The organism is Treponema sp. SP13, from assembly GCF_050938355.1.
Taxonomy (GTDB): domain Bacteria; phylum Spirochaetota; class Spirochaetia; order Treponematales; family Treponemataceae; genus Treponema_D; species Treponema_D socranskii.
Genome location: NZ_JADOVM010000001.1, coordinates 205,196 through 222,712, shown reverse-complemented (window position 1 = coordinate 222,712; position 17,517 = coordinate 205,196). Strand labels below are relative to the sequence as shown.

At 49.0% G+C, this 17,517-nt stretch carries 16 protein-coding genes; 15 read left to right on the top strand and 1 reads right to left on the bottom strand.

Features of this window, described 5'->3' with window-relative positions:
• Window positions 1–7: 7 nt before the first annotated feature.
• From IZU26_RS01005 to IZU26_RS00990, 4 genes are all read left to right on the top strand, one after another.
• On the top strand, window positions 8–832 hold the full coding sequence (locus IZU26_RS01005; RefSeq protein WP_433276067.1) for an MBL fold metallo-hydrolase: 825 nt from the start codon (window positions 8–10) through the stop codon (window positions 830–832).
• Between the two features lie 59 nt (window positions 833–891).
• Window positions 892–2,013 (top strand): ABC transporter ATP-binding protein, encoded by a 1,122-nt coding sequence (locus tag IZU26_RS01000; RefSeq protein WP_021329570.1) that lies wholly within the window; start codon window positions 892–894, stop codon window positions 2,011–2,013.
• A gap of 188 nt (window positions 2,014–2,201) precedes the next feature.
• Window positions 2,202–3,584 (top strand): hypothetical protein, encoded by a 1,383-nt coding sequence (locus IZU26_RS00995; protein ID WP_433276065.1) that lies wholly within the window; start codon window positions 2,202–2,204, stop codon window positions 3,582–3,584.
• Between the two features lie 58 nt (window positions 3,585–3,642).
• Window positions 3,643–4,218: a hypothetical protein gene (locus IZU26_RS00990; RefSeq protein ID WP_433276063.1), complete on the top strand. Its 576-nt coding sequence runs from the start codon at window positions 3,643–3,645 to the stop codon at window positions 4,216–4,218.
• Here IZU26_RS00990 and IZU26_RS00985 read toward each other — a convergent pair.
• The gene (locus IZU26_RS00985) at window positions 4,215–4,958 is read right to left on the bottom strand and encodes a FadR/GntR family transcriptional regulator (protein WP_433276062.1); all 744 of its coding nucleotides are present in this window, start codon (window positions 4,956–4,958) and stop codon (window positions 4,215–4,217) included. The genes IZU26_RS00990 and IZU26_RS00985 overlap by 4 nt on opposite strands.
• Before the next feature lie 177 nt (window positions 4,959–5,135).
• Here IZU26_RS00985 and IZU26_RS00980 point away from each other — a divergent pair, with 177 nt between their 5' ends.
• The 11 genes from IZU26_RS00980 (at window position 5,136) to IZU26_RS00930 (ending at window position 17,505) form a co-directional block, all read left to right on the top strand.
• Entirely contained in the window at window positions 5,136–5,966 is an 831-nt protein-coding gene (locus IZU26_RS00980) for an SDR family oxidoreductase (protein WP_433276060.1), read from the top strand.
• Window positions 5,960–6,841: a dihydrodipicolinate synthase family protein gene (locus tag IZU26_RS00975; RefSeq protein WP_187384630.1), complete on the top strand. Its 882-nt coding sequence runs from the start codon at window positions 5,960–5,962 to the stop codon at window positions 6,839–6,841. The genes IZU26_RS00980 and IZU26_RS00975 overlap by 7 nt, the downstream gene beginning before the upstream one ends.
• A 112-nt stretch (window positions 6,842–6,953) precedes the next feature.
• Complete coding sequence (locus IZU26_RS00970; protein WP_021329579.1) at window positions 6,954–7,952, top strand: TRAP transporter substrate-binding protein; 999 nt, start codon at window positions 6,954–6,956, stop codon at window positions 7,950–7,952.
• Between the two features lie 113 nt (window positions 7,953–8,065).
• Window positions 8,066–8,551, top strand: a complete 486-nt coding sequence (locus IZU26_RS00965; protein WP_231364277.1) for a TRAP transporter small permease — start codon at window positions 8,066–8,068, stop codon at window positions 8,549–8,551.
• Entirely contained in the window at window positions 8,548–9,819 is a 1,272-nt protein-coding gene (locus IZU26_RS00960) for a TRAP transporter large permease (RefSeq protein ID WP_021329581.1), read from the top strand. The genes IZU26_RS00965 and IZU26_RS00960 overlap by 4 nt, the downstream gene beginning before the upstream one ends.
• Before the next feature lie 92 nt (window positions 9,820–9,911).
• Entirely contained in the window at window positions 9,912–11,813 is a 1,902-nt protein-coding gene (locus IZU26_RS00955; RefSeq protein ID WP_433276057.1) for a ribonuclease catalytic domain-containing protein, read from the top strand.
• A 103-nt stretch (window positions 11,814–11,916) separates the two neighbouring features.
• On the top strand, window positions 11,917–13,680 hold the full coding sequence (locus IZU26_RS00950) for an FAD-dependent oxidoreductase (RefSeq protein ID WP_433276055.1): 1,764 nt from the start codon (window positions 11,917–11,919) through the stop codon (window positions 13,678–13,680).
• Between the two features lie 124 nt (window positions 13,681–13,804).
• Window positions 13,805–14,905 carry a family 20 glycosylhydrolase gene (locus tag IZU26_RS00945; protein WP_433276053.1) on the top strand — a complete coding sequence of 367 codons (1,101 nt, stop codon included), beginning with the start codon at window positions 13,805–13,807 and terminating at the stop codon, window positions 14,903–14,905.
• A gap of 83 nt (window positions 14,906–14,988) precedes the next feature.
• Window positions 14,989–16,314 (top strand): aspartate kinase, encoded by a 1,326-nt coding sequence (locus IZU26_RS00940; protein ID WP_433276051.1) that lies wholly within the window; start codon window positions 14,989–14,991, stop codon window positions 16,312–16,314.
• 56 nt (window positions 16,315–16,370) lie between these two features.
• Window positions 16,371–17,144, top strand: a complete 774-nt coding sequence (gene dapB / locus IZU26_RS00935; RefSeq protein WP_433276049.1) for a 4-hydroxy-tetrahydrodipicolinate reductase — start codon at window positions 16,371–16,373, stop codon at window positions 17,142–17,144.
• A 127-nt stretch (window positions 17,145–17,271) separates the two neighbouring features.
• Window positions 17,272–17,505, top strand: a complete 234-nt coding sequence (locus IZU26_RS00930; RefSeq protein ID WP_187419749.1) for an OadG family protein — start codon at window positions 17,272–17,274, stop codon at window positions 17,503–17,505.
• Window positions 17,506–17,517: the final 12 nt, after the last annotated feature.

The following is a 17,517-nucleotide window of genomic DNA, read 5'->3' as shown; positions in this document are numbered from 1 at the left end:
GTGTTTTATGAGTTTGATGGACTATTTTGCAATTCATGTTGTTCCGAAACTGTACAGAGGAAAAGGAGCTTTCCATCCTTCTGAAACCGGGCAATTGACGGAAACGGTAAGCTGCGTAAGAGAGTACGATGTCAATATCTTTTTTATCCGCAAGGGTAACACACTGATCGCAATAGATTCCGGGTACAAAAATCATCCTTCTCTCTTGCCGGGCTGTAAAAAAATCGGAATCGATCCTAAAGCGGTTCAGGCGCTGTTTCTTACACATGCAGATCCGGATCATGCAGGCGGCTTGGATATTCGTTGTGAGAATTGTTTTATTAACGCTGAAATTTATCTCGGCGAAATTGAAGAAAATTATCTGACAAATACCGTATATCGTAAAAAAATCGGCCCGTTCGGATTAAAAAATTCCGTAAAAATAAAAGACAATTATCACCTTCTTAAAGACGGCCAAACCGTTTCCGTCGGTGATTTGACAATTCAGCCGTTTTTAGTTCCCGGTCATACTCTCGGGCATTTAATGTATTTAATCGACAACGAACTGCTTTTTACGGGAGACTCCATTGCGCTGAATCAAGACGGCGGATGGTGTTTTTTTGATCTGTTCAACTGCAACAGTGAAATGAATATTGAATCCTTGAAAGCATTAAAGGAAAAACTGGATTTAAATAGAATTAAGTATGTATTTACTTCCCATAACGGATTTACGGATAAAGCGAAGGTTGTCTTTGCGCATGTCGACGTTATTCCGAAATGGAATGAAAAAGGATTTATATTTGATAAAACGGCCCCTTATGATTGTTTTGCCGATTTAAAAAAAATCGTTTGACAGCTCATATTTTTTACCGTATACTTATTCTTATAATATAACCCCAAGGGAGGCCTTTTATGGCAAAAGTTGAACTGAAGGGTGTCGGAAAAGTATACGAAGGCATGACGCGTGCCGTCACCGACGCCAATATCACGGTCGAAGACAAAGAATTTTGCGTTTTCGTCGGCCCGTCCGGCTGCGGAAAATCAACGACGCTCCGCATGGTTGCGGGTCTTGAAGACATCACCGAAGGCAAGCTGTACATCGACGGCGTGGAGATGAACGATGTTCCGCCGAAAGATCGCGACATCGCTATGGTGTTCCAAAACTATGCGTTGTACCCGCACATGACGGTGTACGACAATATGGCTTTCGGTTTGAAGATCCGCAAAATGGACAAAGCGGAAATCGACCGCCGCGTAAAAGATGCTGCAAAGCAGCTCGATTTGACGCAGTATTTGAACCGAAAACCGAAAGCGCTTTCCGGCGGTCAGCGCCAGCGCGTCGCAGTCGGCCGTGCAATCGTCCGCAATCCGAAAGTATTCCTCTTCGACGAACCTCTGTCGAACCTCGACGCGAAGCTCCGCGTTACGATGCGCTCCGAACTCGCTTCTTTACACCAGAGGCTGCAGGCGACGATGATTTACGTTACGCACGATCAGATCGAAGCTATGACGCTCGGTACGAAGATCGTCGTTATGAAAGACGGATTTATTCAGCAGATCGGCGCGCCGCTCTATCTGTATAATTCTCCGATCAACAAATTCGTTGCGGGATTTATCGGTACGCCGCCGATGAATTTTATGACGGTCAAAGTCGCCGAAAAGGGCGGAAAGATCGTGTGTGACGAGGGTTCGTTTGAAATCGTTCCGACGGACGCGCAGGCGAAAGAGCTGAAAGCTTTCGTCGGCAAAGAAGTATCGTTCGGCATCCGTCCCGAAGACGTCGCGTTTTCTGAAAAGCCTGCCGCGTCGAACAATATGCAGATGAAGCTTACGAACAAAGAACCGCTCGGCTCTGAAACGCACCTCTATGTCGTTACGAATAAGGGACAAAACCTTATCGTTAAAACGTCGGCAAGTGCGGACTTCCGTCTCGGCGATACGCTCAACTTCGTTCCGAATATGGAAAAGGCGAAATTCTTCTCTATGGAAGAAGGTGAGCCTAATATCTGCGATAAAGTCGAAAAGAAGTGGTAAACCGATTTATCGGTTGCAAAACCGCCGCAGCGATGCGGCGGTTTTTTTATCTCCGCGCCGTTCGGATTGTTTATTTATAAGCACCCCATTGACGGCTCATTCCGTTTTATATAGAATTCGCAGATGATTCACGGCCATATCCGAAAGCGGAAGCCTTCGAATGTGTCCTTTGTATCGGGAGATATACTATGAAAAAATTATGCATGATTTTTGCCGCAGCGGGTTTTATCGCCGCTTCGGTTCAAGCTCAAGTCCTTCAAAAAACGGGAGTTGAAAATACGGTGTGGACGGGATTCGGCGGACCGCTCGGCTCTCAAAGAGCTAAATATTACGGCATTATCGATACGCTCCAAGCCCGCGTAGACGTCGGTATTTTTACGATCGACGGTATGATCAACTGGGGTGCGCTTGCGCGCTGGAACGACGGTAACAATACACTCGATAATTTTTCGCTCGAAAATACCGAACGTTCGGCGCTTTCGTACCACTACTACAACGGCGGAGAGGATACGAACAACGTGCACCGCATAGGAGCGCCCGCAGGTGTAACGTATAACAACGCCGCGAACGGACATTTGAACACGCGGTCGGATTCGTATTATATCAATTTTCTGATGCATCCGTTTAAAGGCTTCGATGCCGGTGTCGGCACAAAACTCAACTGGTCGGTCGGCCCCGCTCCCGGCTACGGTAATTGGGTGTGGAAAGCCGATGCGCACATACGCGCCGGAGGTTTCAGTACGGCGTACGACGACCGGCATGGAGTGGCGCGCGGAGGCGACGATTGGAACGTGTGGAGCGGCTCGGCTCACCGTTATCGGTATACCCCCGATGCGCCCGGTTCCTACGATGTCGTCGGTTTCGTTCCCGTCGCAAACAAATACGCAAAGACGGCGATCGGTGCGCGCTACCGCTATCGAGATCTGTTTCAAATAGGAGCTGCGATCCCGAGCGGTGCAAATACCGATGCTCCGATTATTAATTTCGGTTTCGAAGTACACCCTGTTGATTTTTTGCGTGCGGCGTTTGCATACGAGGGACTGTTCCAACAGGACGGGAATCTGTATACCGGTGCATCGCTTGTGTTTACGAAAAAATTTTCCGTCGATGCGTGGTTCGGCTGGGATTCTATCGATACGGACAAGCGCGAAACCGATATGGCGTGGACGACGGGAGCGGCGGTTACGATCGGTTTTCCGAAGGTCGATTTGACGCTGCGTCCCGAAGGCGGCATAAATTGGTTTGAAGATCGGAACTATACGCCTGCCGTTTATGCCGGCATCCTCGCGCGCTTTGCAATTTCCTCCAAGATGATTTTGAGCGGTTGGTCGTCGCTTGCTTGGGGGTCCTACGATAAGCGATGGCACGATTCGGGCTATGCCGAATACGCGCACACGAAGGATTACAACGGCGGCTTTATTTTCGATATCCGTCCCCAGTTTACGTTTTTGCTCACCCCTCGTCATTCGTTTACAGCAGACTTCGACTACGAAAACCGTACCGCTTTCGACGGCAAAAACCGTTCGGCGTGGTCGTTCGGATTTTATTGGACGTATACGTACGGTGCATGATTTGAAAAAATGCGGCGGTACTGTCAATTCAATAAGGGTAATTCAAGGAGGAGAAATTTTGAAAAAATATGTTACGGCTGCGGTGATCGCGATTTCGGCTCTGTTGGCTTCGTGTGCGACGGTAAAGACAAAACCGGTTTCCGATATCGCTTCGGCGAAGGGAATTATTAAAGTGACGAAGCGGAGTTATGAAGTGGCGATTAGAAAATCGTCGGTTCCCGTGAGCGTCTATAATCAGCTCGAAGACGTACGATACGATGTTAAACCTGAAGACAACCGTGTCATCATTACCGGCACGGAAGGCGAAGAGTGGCTTTCGAAAACGGATAAGGTTTTAAAGACGTACCGAAAACTCGACGGTACAGTGCTCTCCGAAGCCGATATTCCCGTCGATACGAAATTGCGCGTAAAAACGCTTCCCGGTTCCGAGTACTTTGCGATATTCGTTCCGAAGGATATGCAGTTCCGCGTAAAAACGAGCTGGGGTGAAATGCTTACCGCGAATCGTGACGGCGTTCCTCACGGAGATGGCGATTATATCGTGTGCGCGGTAAAAGACGGCAGTCCCGATTTTTCCGATGTGTGGATCGTCAACGGCGTCATATTTCCGAAAACCTACGAGATACTGCCCTAAGAGCCTGAGTGCGGTTTATGTGATATCCGTTTTTTATTGATGACGGCGTCAATGTCCTCCCGCACTTTATGCAGGTGCCGGATCATCGCTTTTTGCGCCCCTCCTTTATTCCTCGAAGCGATCGCTTGCATGACGGCACCGTGTTCGGCGACGGTGTTGTCGGAATTCTTTTTTGCCGTGATCGACATCGTGCGGTATTGTTTTAATTCTTTGAGCAGCAGTTCGCTTATCTGTTTCAGCAACACGTTGTGGCTCATCTTTAATATCTGCGAATGAAACTGTTCGTCGAGCGATACGAGGCGCGGAACGTCGTTCGTGGTATTCGCTTTGACAAACTGTTCATGGATGTCGGCGAGCTGTCGTATCTCTTTTTCCGTTCCCTTGATGCTCGCAAGCGATGCGGCGAGCGGATCTATGGCAAGGCGGACTTCTATAAAATCTTCCAGATTCGGTGCGCTTGAAATAAACCATTGCCGTATGGCTTCGTAGTTGTCGTTCGGTTTTTTGCTGCGGACGAAGGCGCCTTTTCCCGCTATCAGTTCGACATATCCCTGTGCTTGAAGCTGGTACAGAGCTTCTCGAACGGATGAGCGGCTGACGTACATCAGCTTACAGAGTTCCAATTCGGCCGGAAGTTTTTTTCCGACCGGAAATTGTCCGTTTTCAATCGATTCTTTTATGGAATCGACAATTTGCGACGTAACGGAAATTCGCATAATCGGTTTCATATTGTCTGACATCAGACTATAATACATTTTTATATTTGTCAATGAGACGATTCCCGTTTTTTATGCGTTTTTTCGAAAATTTCACGTATTTTTTCCTTGACAATTTGAAAATACGGTGTAGAATATTATTGTAAGATTGTCAGACAAGAGGGCAATCTTATAACGATGTTAACCGGGAGATTTGATACAATGAAAGATCCGTTATTCGACGTTTCCGATAAGATCGTGATCGTCACCGGAGGGTTGGGGCAGATCGGCGCGGAACTGGTAAAAGAATTCCATCGCCGCGATTCGAAAGTTGCCGTCGTCGCGCGCAGCGTAAGCGCCGAGCGAATCGAAAAAGTGCTCGGAAGCGAACTTGCAAAAAGCGGCCGCATTTTTCCGTGCGCCGTCGATATTCAAAGCAAAAGCGAAATAAATGCGTTCCTCGATACGCTCGAAAAAAAATGGGGAACTCCCGACGTGCTTGTAAACAATGCCGGTATCGATACGCAGCCGAGCGCGCCTCCGGAAGTGTCCGGTCCCTTTGAAGATTTTCCGGAAGAAGTGTTCCGCGAAGTCGTAAACGTAAATCTCGTCGGTACTTTTCTCATGACGCAGGCTGTCGGTCGACGGATGGTGCTTGCAAAAAAAAGCGGCTCGATTATCAATATAGGTTCCATTTACGGCATGGTGAGTCCTGTGCAGGACATCTATGCGTACAAAAAAGAAAAGACGGGCATCGCGTTTATTAAACCGGTTGCATACTCGGCTGCGAAAAGCGGCATATACAATCTTACGCGCTACTGCGCTACGTATTGGGGAAAGCAGGGGATCCGCGTCAACACGTTTACGCCGTCCGGTGTCTTCCGCGATACGCAGGACAAAGAGTTTCAGGCAAATTATTGCAACCGTATGCCGGTCGGACGTATGGCGCAGGCCGACGAATATAACGGTGCCATTATTTTCCTTGCGTCGAACGCTTCAAAATATATGACCGGTTCCAATTTGGTTATGGACGGAGGATGGACTGCATGGTAAAAAAAGCACTCGATCGTTCGGCGGTGTATTCGGCGCTTTTGACGCCCTACGATAAACACGGCGAACTGAATGTGACTATGCTGCGGAAATTGGTGCGGCACGAAGCGGATTCGGGCGTCGAAGGATTTTATTGCTGCGGTTCGTCGGGCGAAGGGCTCTTGCTTTCCGACGACGAGCGGAAGACGATCGCCGAAGTCGTGCTGGAGGAAGCCCGCGTGCCGGTCATCGTGCATGTCGGCTCTCTCAATACGCGCAGCGCGATCGACTTGGCAAAGCATGCCGAAAAAGCCGGCGCCTGTGCGGTATCCGCGATTCCGCCGATCTATTATCATTATTCGCAGGAGGAGATCAATCGATATTATCTCGATATCCTTTCTGCTGTCGATATCGGAATCATCGTATACAATATCCCGCAGTTTACCGGCATTTCATTTACGACGGCAAACCCTCTGCTGAAAAACGAGCGGGTTGTCGGGATTAAACATACGTCGATGAATCTCTACGATTTGGAACGCATAGGTAAAGCGTATCCCGAAAAAATTTTGATAAACGGGTTTGACGAAATCTATGCGAGTGCGCTTGCAGCAGGGGCGACGGCGACGATCGGGACGACGGTAAACGTTTGTCCGAAATTGTTCCTTGCGATTCGAAATGCGTTTGCGGCGGGTAAAAACGAAAAAGCGCACGCGGCACAGTGCAGGCTGAACGATGTCGTACAGGCCTTTGTAGACACGAACGTTTTTCCGGCTGCAAAGTATGCGCTTTCGCTGCAGGGATTCGATATCGGTCCGTGCCGTAAACCTTTCGCGCCGCTTTCCGCCAAACAAAAAAAGATCGTCGAAAATGCGATACGCGATATCGCCGATGTCTTATAGGTCTGATGTCGGGTTCGGAAAGCATAAACTGATGAAGCCGTGCTTTCGGCGAGAATTTCGTTCACTGTAATTTTGTTAATGTGTTTATTTATTTTTTTACTAGGAGGAAAATATGAAAAAATCGATTACGGCGGTTTTAGCCGCAGTGAGTATCGGAAGCGCTGTCTTCGGCGCGGATGTAAAAAAATCGGGAAGCAAACCGGTTAAATTAATCGTCTATTCTCCGGGCAACGCGACGAGCGTACCGACAAAGACGATTGCAAAGTATGCCGAACTCGTCCGCGCGGCGTCGAACGGTACTATCGTTATGGACGTGCACTCGAGCGGCGAACTCGGCAACGATGCGGAAGCGCTGCAGTCGACGCGCATGGGTACGATCGATGTCATCTTTGCCGGTACGTCGGGATTTACGAGCTTTTACGACAAGGCGAAAATTCTCGATTTGCCGTTTTTGTTTTCGAGTGCGGAAGACGCGTATGAAAAAGTAAACGGCGCGATCGGCGAAAAGATATTCGCAAACCTTCCGTCGGTCGGTCTCGTATACCTCGCCGAAGGCGATAACGGTATGCGTCACATTGCGACGACAAAGCGTCCCGTCCATACGGTGGATGACGTAAAGGGATTGAAGATTCGAGTTCCGACGAGCAAAATGTATCTCGATGTGTGGTCGGCGCTCGGTGCTACGCCGGTTGCGCTTGCGCTGAACGAGCTTGCGATCGCGCTTTCCAACGGTACGGCGGAAGCGCAGGACAATGCGACCTACCATCTCGTGGCGAATGCGACCTATGACGACATCAAGTATTACAGTTTTATCAATTATATGTGGATGGGATGTACGATGGCCGTCAATCAAAAGAAATGGAAATCGCTCAGCGCGGAGCAGCAGAAAATTTTGAAAGAGCAGGCCGTCATTGCCGCAAAATATTCTTTCGACACTATCGCGCAGGACAATATAAGCGCGATGGAAGTTTTGAAAAAGGCGGGTGTCCAATTCGATATGAATCCCGATATTAAGAGTTTTAAAAATAAATTGGGCGGATCAAAATACTACGCCCGCTATGCGTCCGAAAGCTGGTACGATCAGTCGATCGTCGATCAGCTTGCAAAATAGTTTTCAAACGGCGGGTTTTGAAAGTATCGATATAATAAAATTATGTTTTTCAAAACCCGCCGTCCAACTGACACAGCAAAGAATTTATTTTTTAAGGCGCGTACGCTATGAATATGTATAAAAAAATTCTTGACGGTTTTATCAAAATTGTGTGTGTGCTGCTTATCGTTTCCGTGCTCGGAATCGTGGCGCTCATGCTCAACGAGCTTGTCATCCGTAATGTCCTCAATAAATCGTTTCGCGGTATGACGGAGCTTGCGGGGCTTTTGTTTTTGTGGATGGCGTTTTTGGGGATCACCGTTTTATACGACAAAGAAGAGCTCATATCGATCGATATGATTTACAGCAGGACGCAAGGAAAGGTGCGCACGGTATTTTGGTTCGTGCGGCACGCGGTTACGCTCGGTTTGGGCATCGTTATGATCGTTTCGTTTTGCGGTTTATATCCGTTTGTGGTTACGGAGTATTATTCTTCGATGCCGAACTTTTCAAAAATGTGGCAGTTTTTACCGCTTGCCGTAAGCGGCGGCTTTTTCGTATTGAAAGCCGTTTACAATATCATCGAAAAATCGAAGCAGCTGAGAGGTGACGGAAAATGATCGTTTTTTTTGCGGTATTTATTGTTTTCTTATTGATCGGCATGCCTATCAGCATTTCCATCGGCGCGAGCGCCGTTATCGGTTGTCTTAACCTCGGCTATCCGCTCATGGTCATCGGACAAAAGATGGTTTTCGGCATCGATTCGTTTTTGTTGATAGCGATTCCGCTTTTTATTTTTGCGGGAAATCTGATGAATGCCGGAAAGATTACCGACCGGATTTTCAATTTCGCGAATTCTCTTGTAGGCTGGATTCCCGGCGGATTGGGACATGCGAATATCGTCGCGAGTTTGATATTTGCCGGAATGTCGGGCAGCGCGGCCGCCGATGCTGGCGGGCTCGGTACGATCGAAATGGAAGCGATGACGTCGAAAGGCTACGATCGGGATTTTTCCGCAGCGGTGACGTCCGCGTCTTCCGTCGTCGGGCCGATCTTTCCTCCGTCCATTCCGTTGATCATTTACGGTTCGATCGCGAGCGTGAGCGTATCGAAATTGTTTGTCGGCGGCGTTGTACCCGCCGTATTGATCGTCGCGACGATGATGATCCTGACGCTTATCATCTCATTAAAAAGAGGCTATCCGCGGGAGCGCTTCAATATAAAAAAATTAATAATCGAATTCTCGCGTTCCATTTTATCGATTATCACGCCGCTTATCATTTTGAGCGGATTTACCGCGGGCTTGTTTACGCCGACCGAAGCTTCGTGCGTCGCCGTCGTGTATGCGCTCGTCATTGCGATCTTCGTATACCGGACGCTCGATCGGAAATCCTTTATAAAGTGCGTTTTGGACAGCGCCGTCACTTCGGCAAATACGCTGTTTATCATCGGTACATCTACGTTGTTTACGTATGTACTGGTACGCGAAGGCGTTTCCGGAAAAATCGCGGACTTTATCGCAGGCGTAAGTACCAATCCCGGCATCGTGATTTTAACAATCAATATTATTTTGCTGGTGCTCGGCATGTTTATGGAACCGGGCGCAATACTGACGCTCATGCTGCCCGTCCTCATTCCGATTGCGCAGCGCTTCAATTTGGATATGGTGTATTTCGGTGTGATAGTCGTATTGAATCTTATGATAGGTCAGGTAACTCCTCCTTTCGGGGTATGTCTGTTTATCGTAGGCGACGTCGGAAAAGTAAAGCTCGAACGGCTGTACCGCGCTATCGTTCCGTTTTTGATTCCGCTTATCGCCGTGCTGTTTTTATGCGCTTATTATCCGCCGCTCATCACGTGGCTGCCGAACGCGCTGCTCGGAGAATGACGGAAGAGAGCAACCCGGACAATCGTTTAACGGCACAAGAGTTTGCAATCGTTCGCGTTTACTAACACAATTGTTTTCGGTATAGTTTCCGTATGATTCGAAAAAATGCGGTCGTGCTCTATAAAAATCAATGCGCCCTCGTCACCGATGTCGAAGGTGAAAAATATGCGATTCAATACTGTCCTTCGGCGGCTGCGACGGGAAAAAAATCATACGTATCGCTGAAAGTGCGTGAAAAAGATATCGTGCCTCTGCATGCGGGTCCCGCTTCGAGTCTCGATGCGCTCCTTTCGTTTTCCGACGGCGCGCTCTCCGCGCAGCTTTCCGAAGCTTACGAACTGCTTCGATCCGATCCCGGCACCGCATCGTCGGCCGTCCCTTTTGCCGATATCGCCGAGCTTATGCGCCCGTCTTTTTCGGCGGACGAAAGTTTTGCCGTCTATAAAGCGATTTCCGGAAGCGATGAATTTGCCCTCGATGCCGCATCTTTTAAATCGGGTACGCTTGCCTTTGTGCCGCGGAGCGAAGAGGAAACAGCGGCATTAAAACAAAAGGCATACGAAAAGGCGCACGAAGGAGAACTGCGCGCGGCCTTTATCAAGCGGCTCAAACAAAAAAAACTCGAACTTCCCGGCGACTCCAAGTATATGAGCGAAGTCGAATCTCTCGCGCTCGGTCAGACCGACAAATCGAAGGCTATGGCGGAGGCGGGTTTTTCGCAGACGCCCGAAAAGGCGCACAAGCTGCTCATCGATACGGGCGTATGGCCCCTTACGCGAAATCCGTATCCGACACGCTGCGGGCTTTCGATGACGTCGGCATCCGAGGGGCTTGCCGTTCCGCCCGAAGAAGAGCGGCTTTTCGTGCAAAGCAGGGCATACGCGATCGACAACGCGTGGTCGGAAGATCCCGACGATGCGATTTCGTGGGACGGTGAATACCTGTGGGTTCACGTTGCCGATCCCGCTTCCAGCGTTATGCCCGACAGTTCGATCGATAAAGCCGCGCGAGAACGCGGAACGACGCTGTATCTGCCCGAGGGGACGAGCCGCATGCTCGCCGAAACTTCCCTTGCCGATTACGCGCTCGGTTTGAACGAGAGGAGCCGCGCGCTTTCGTTTCGGATTTTATTCGACGACAAGGGCGGCATTTCCGACTGCGCGGTTTTTAAAACACTTGTCAATGTCGAGCGCCTTACCTATGAAAAAGCGGATGAGATGAAAGATTCGCCCGAATTGAAACCCTTGTTCGATATCGCAAAACGTAATATCGAACGGCGGAAGAGGGCGGGCGCCTGTTCCGTCGATTTGCCCGAAGTGCATATCAGTGTCGATGAAGAGACGAAAAAAGTTTCGATCGAACCGGAAATCCGCTACGAATCGGGCGATACGGTGCGGGAGATGATGCTCCTTGCAGGAGAAGGCGCGGCGCGTTTCGCATTTAAAAACAATATTCCCTTTCCGTACGTGAGTCAGGAAGCGCCCGCTATCCCCTCCGATCTGCCTCCGGGACTTGCCGGCGACTTTCGTTTGCTTCGCTGTATGCGAAAGCGCAGCGTCGGCATTACGCCCGCGCCTCACGCTGCGATCGGCGTTTCGATGTACAGCCAAGTGACGAGCCCGCTCCGCCGTTACGGCGATTTGATCGCACACGAACAGCTGCGCGCGTTTATGGCCGGCAGGCCGCTCATCGACAAAGACGATATGCTTACGCGCATCAGCGAAGGCGATATCGCGTCGATTGCCGCACGGAAAGCGTCGCGGTGCAGCGAAACGCACTGGAAGCTCGTATACCTCTTGCAAAATCCCGAGCGGACGGGGGAAGCTGTGTGCGTCGATAAAAAAGACAAACAGGTTCAGCTCTATATTCCGTCGCTCGATATGCAAACATTTATTGCACCGCAAAAAAAATATGAACTCAACGATACGCTTGAAGTCAAGGCGGCGAATATCGATATCCCGCAGCAGACCGTCGTGTTTGTGCCGAAAGATTGACAGCGCAAAACGAATATTTTATACTATTTTCATATTCTTTTAATCGTTTCAAAAGCAAACGACTTTTGAAAAGGTTTCCAATCTACAAATATAGAGGTGTATTTTGAAAAAAAAGATTGTTTCATCGGTTGCAGGTATTCTGTGTATTGCAGGGCTTTTTTTAAGCTGCAATACGAATTCAAAGGCTGAAACGCTGAATGCGGACTACGTAGTTGTCGGAGGCGGGGCTGCCGGCTTAATGAGCGCATTGGAATTAAGTGAAAAGGGCAAGGTTGTCTTACTTGAAAAAATGCCCGGTCTCGGCGGAACTTCAATCAGAGCCAAGGGATTTTTATGGTCGATCGATTCGGCTTTAAACAAAGCAACGGGCAAGGGCTTAACGACCCAGCAAATGTTCGATTATTACAAAGAAAAAGCCGGTGCGGAAAATTTCAACGCCGAACTTTTCCAAGCGATGCTTGACGTATCGGGCAGCGTAGTTGATGATTTACTGCAAAAGGGTATGCCTTTCAGCAAAGAAAGACTGATTCCCGGTACGCCCAATTATCCGCAGCTTTTGTGTCTTACCGTCGACGGTGAAGGTCCGGCTATGGTCGCAAAATTCAAAGAGCTGTTGGAAAAAAGCAGTGTTGAAATACTTTTAAATACACGTGCCGAAGAATTGATTATAAAAGACGGAGCGGTACAGGGTGTAGTTGCCGAAAAAGACGGAAAAAAATACAACATTTTTGCCCAAAAAACCGTTTTGGCAACCGGCGGTTTTGCAAAAAGCAAAGAATTGATGGCAAAGTATAATAAAGAATTTGCGGATAATGTTGCGTTTTGCGGAACGGGAAATACGGGTGACGGCATCACTATGGCGTTGGCGGCGGGCGCACAGCTTACGGGCGACGGTGTGCTCGGTATTTGGGGTATGAACGATTATTACGGTTATGTCGGCGACATCGGCAGTTTGGTCAGACAAACGGCCGTCTATGTCAATAAAGAAGGAAAGCGCTTTGTAAACGAAAAACGCTATTATGCCGAAGTTCATAAAGAATTAAACAAAATAACGGATAAGCTCGCATACGGAATCTTCGATTCTTCGAATCCCGCTTTTGTTGCAAATCTGGAAAAGGCGCTTGCCGAAAACTTAAGCGTAAAAGCCGATTCCCTTGAAGCTTTGGCTGCAAAATTGAATATCGATGCTGCAAACTTTAAATCGGCGATTGAAAGCTATAATACGGCATATGCGGCCGGAGAAGACGGTGACTTCGGTATCAAAAACAAGGTTATGACTCCCGTTTTAAAAGCACCCTTTTATGCCGTCGAAGTGCGCCCGACAATAATCGGAACGATAAAAGGTTTAAAAGTCAACGAAAAAGCCCAAGTTTTAAATGAAAAAAACGAAGCTATTCCCAACTTGTACGCAACCGGCGAATTGATAATCGGCAACTTTGTAAACAATGAATATCCCACTACGGGTACGGTGCTGTCCACCTGTTTATATTCCGGAAAAATTGCCGCCGATAACGCATCCAAGGGCATAACAAGTAAATATTCGACTTCATCGGCTAAAAAAATGACCGCCGCCGTACAAAAGGCAAAAAAATCGAATACCGTGTATAAAGACGGCGTGTATACCGCTGAAGCGAAGGGTATGAACGGTCCGGTTAAGGTTGAAGTAAGCGTAGAGGGTAAAAAAATCGCCGCCGTTAAGGTTGTAAGCCACAGCGAAACGCCCGGTATAAGCGATCCCGCCTTTGATGTGATTCCGGCCGCTATGGTTAAAGCGAATTCTTTTGAAGTCGACGGCGTTTCCGGTGCGACGATGACAAGCAAGGCTCTGATTGAAGCGGCAAAGCTTGCATTAAAAGATGCCCGCTGATACAAAAAAGTTTTTTATTGAATAAAAAGAGGGCTGCCGAAAGTAGGTGACTTTTGGCAGTCTCCCTTATACCGGCTTGAAAAAAAGCGAGTCAGTGCTACAACTTGATAGTAAAAAAACAAATATGAATATCAAACACATAGCCTTACTCTTACCGCTTTTGCTTTTAGAGCCGGCTGTTTACGCTCAAACAAAGGGCACCATGCCCGCTGCGGCACACGGAAGCGTAAAAAACGGCGTGCCGGAACGCAAATTCGTCATTGCTTTTCACGCAATTGTAAATACCGACAAAACGGGTAAAAATCTGATAAAAGAACTGCCCGATTTACAAAAACGGGGAATCAACACGCTTTTTCTCCAAATAGGTTACAACTATCAATGGAAAAGCGATCCGAAACTCTATAACAAATACGTGCTTTCCGAAACCGTCGCACGCGAAATTGCCGCCGAATGCCGGAGGCTTTCCATCGACCTTATCCCGGAAATAAACTGCCTCGGCCATCAATCGTGGAAAAACGAAACCTTCGCCCTGCTCAGAGCTTACCCCGAACTGGACGAAACGCCCGGCCTCTACCCCGGCAATAAGGGTATTTATTGCCGAAGCCTCTGCTCTTCCAATGAAAAAGTTTACACGATTTTATTCGGTTTAATCGACGAAATTACCGAAGTTTTTTCGGTAAAAAAAATACATGTCGGCTTGGACGAGGTGTTTTTGATCGGTGAAGATGCCTGCCCTCTTTGCCGCGGAAAAGACAAGGCCGAACTGTTCGCCGGGGCCGTGAACAGACTCTACGATCACTGTGTCAAAAAACGGGGACTTACAATGTATATGTGGGGCGACCGCCTCATCGACAGCGAGGATGAAGAAAGCGGTTATAAGGGCGAATACGAAAGCTCATGTAACGGTACCGACCCCGCCGTTGACCTTATTCCCAAAGACATCATCATCTGCGACTGGCACTATGACGAGCTGGAACGCTACGGCTCCATCCCTTATTTTTTAAACAAGGGCTTCCGTGTTCTGCCGACAAGTTTCAAGGGAATTAAAGCGGTAAACGCTCTCATCGACTATTCGCTTTTGTACAAGACGAACCCGAATATGCTCGGCCACATGTACACGGCGTGGGATAATTTTACGAACAAAAATCTCTCACGATATAAACCGATGGTCAAAACGATCGACCGCCTGATCCGTACCGCTTCCGGGGTGAATCATCCCCATTAAACCTAAGAAAACCTTTCAGCTGGATTTAATATGATGCAATGTGTAAACTTGCAAAAGACGGCGCGCATTGTTATAGTACAGCTATGATAGTTATGAAATTCGGCGGCTCGTCAGTCGCAAATGCGGAGCGCATCCGGCATGTCGCATCTATTATTAAAGCGTATCAAAAGAGCAGGCCGGTCGTCGTGCTCTCCGCGATGGGCGATACGACCGATCACCTCCTCGAAGCGGCCGATAAAGCGCTCGGCGGAGTCGTGAGCATGGAGCAGATCGCTTCTCTTCATTTTGAAACTTTGCGCGAACTCGGATTGCCGAGCGGCACAATTGAAGATTTAATAAACGAATTGACGCAGCTTTTGACCGGCATTTCGATGATAAAAGAATTGACAAAACGCACGCGCGATTATCTCGTGTCGTTCGGCGAACGCATGTCGGTGCGTATCGCCTCTGCTTATTTGACAAAAGAAGGGATTCCCGCTTTAGCTTACGATGCGTGGGATATCGGCATCGTAAGTGACGGCAATTTTATGTCGGCGGAACTGCTCGATGAAGTGTGGCAATCGATACCGGAGCATTTGCATGCGTACGCCTCTGGAAAAGACAAGCGCATTCCGGTCGTGACGGGTTTTATAGCAAAAGACAAAAGCGGAAATATTACGACGCTCGGGCGGGGCGGAAGCGATTTGACTGCGACGATCATCGGGGCGGCGACGGGCGCGGAAGAGATTCAAACGTGGAAAGACGTCGACGGTATCATGACGACTGATCCCCGCATCTGTCCCGATGCGAAGCCCGTACGCGAAGTAACGTACGAAGAAGCGCAGGAGCTTGCGTTTTTCGGCGCGCAAGTGCTGCACCCGCGTTCGATGCTTCCCTGCCGCCGCACTGCAACTCCCGTCCGCGTAAAGAATTCGTACAATATCGAAAGTCCGGGTTCGATCATCGTCGAAACGCATAACGGAAAAGCGTCTCCCGTCTGCGCGATTACGGGCGTCAAACATGTAACGCTGATCGATATCGCTTCGACGCGCATGCTCGGCGCGGTCGGCTTTCTCGCGCACATATTCAATCAGTTTTTAAAATGGAATATCAGCATCGACGTGATTGCGACGAGCGAAGTGTCCGTTTCGCTGACGGTAAATACAAAGACCGATCTTTCGGGTTTGATCCGCGATTTGAGCGACGTCGCCGAAGTGCGGACACGGAGCGGAAAAGCGATCGTGTCGATCATCTGCGACGCGCTCCATTCCTCGGCGATCCTCGCGGCGGGATTTAAAGCGCTGTCGGATGAAAATATCAACGTGCAGATGATCAGTCAGGGCGCGAGCAAAGTGAATATCAGCATGATCGTCGACGACGAAGAAGCCGATAAAACCGTGCGCGTACTGCACAAAGCGTATTTTTCTTGACCTTCGGCGTTTCGAATCTGAAAGTTGATGCGTGAATTAATAATTTTGGAGTGTATATGAATATTGCGATCGTCGGCTACGGAAAGATGGGGCACATGATTAAAAATGCTGCGGAACGGCTCGGTCACCGCATCGTTCTTACCGCAGATCCCTTTTCTCCCGATGCCGATGTAAAACCCGCTTCGGCGACCGATACGGCTCGTGCGGTAAAATCCTCCGGAGCCGAAGGCGTCATCGAGTTCAGCCGGCCGTCGGTTGCCGTCGAAAATATCCACTCGCTCCTTCCGCTTTCGCTCCCGCTTGTCGTCGGAACGACGGGCTGGACGGAGAGCCTTCAGGCTGTAGAAAAACGTGCCGCAGATACGGGCGGCGCTTTACTCTATTCGTCGAATTTTTCCATCGGCGTCAATATGTTTTACAAAATCGTCTCCGAAGCCGCCCGCCTTATGAAGGAGTATTCCGACTACGACGTTGCGGTGTGGGAAGCGCACCACAATCAAAAAGCCGACAGTCCGTCCGGTACGGCGCTCGAAATCGCACGGCGCATTATGGCCGAATATACGGCGAAAACGAAAATCGTCTCCGACTCCTTTCACCGAAGGCCCGAAGAAAACGAACTGAGCCTTGCGAGCACGAGGTGCGGTTCGAACCCCGGAGAGCACACCGTGTTTTTCGACGGACAAGCCGATACGATCGAACTTACGCACCGCGCTCGAAGCCGAGAGGGATTTGCGATCGGCGCCGTCCGTTCTCTCGAACGATTTTCTTCCGCGCTGAAAACCGGAACGCTGCAAAAAGGCCGCGTGTATACCATGCAGGATCTGTTTTAGCTGCGGTCATTGAAAACGCGATACTCTATCGTATGTATTGAAAAAAAGGCCGCTTTATTCTAAAATCGAAATAATCGTTTTTTTTAATCAATAGGTATTGCGAGCGCAATACCGCGTTGGAGGAAATATGACAATAGCTGAAATGCTTCAGCAGAGCGGCATACTGACGCTGCTCGGAATGGGCGTTGTATTCTCTTTTCTTATTATCATGATTGCGTGCATGTACTTGCTTCACGTTGTGCTCCGCGCGCTCAAACTCGATAAAGAAGAAAAAAAAGAAACCGCGCAATCTCCCGCACCTGCACCGGCGAGGCACGACGACGCGATTATCGCCGCGATCGCCGCCGCCGTTCACAAATAAATCATCAAGGAA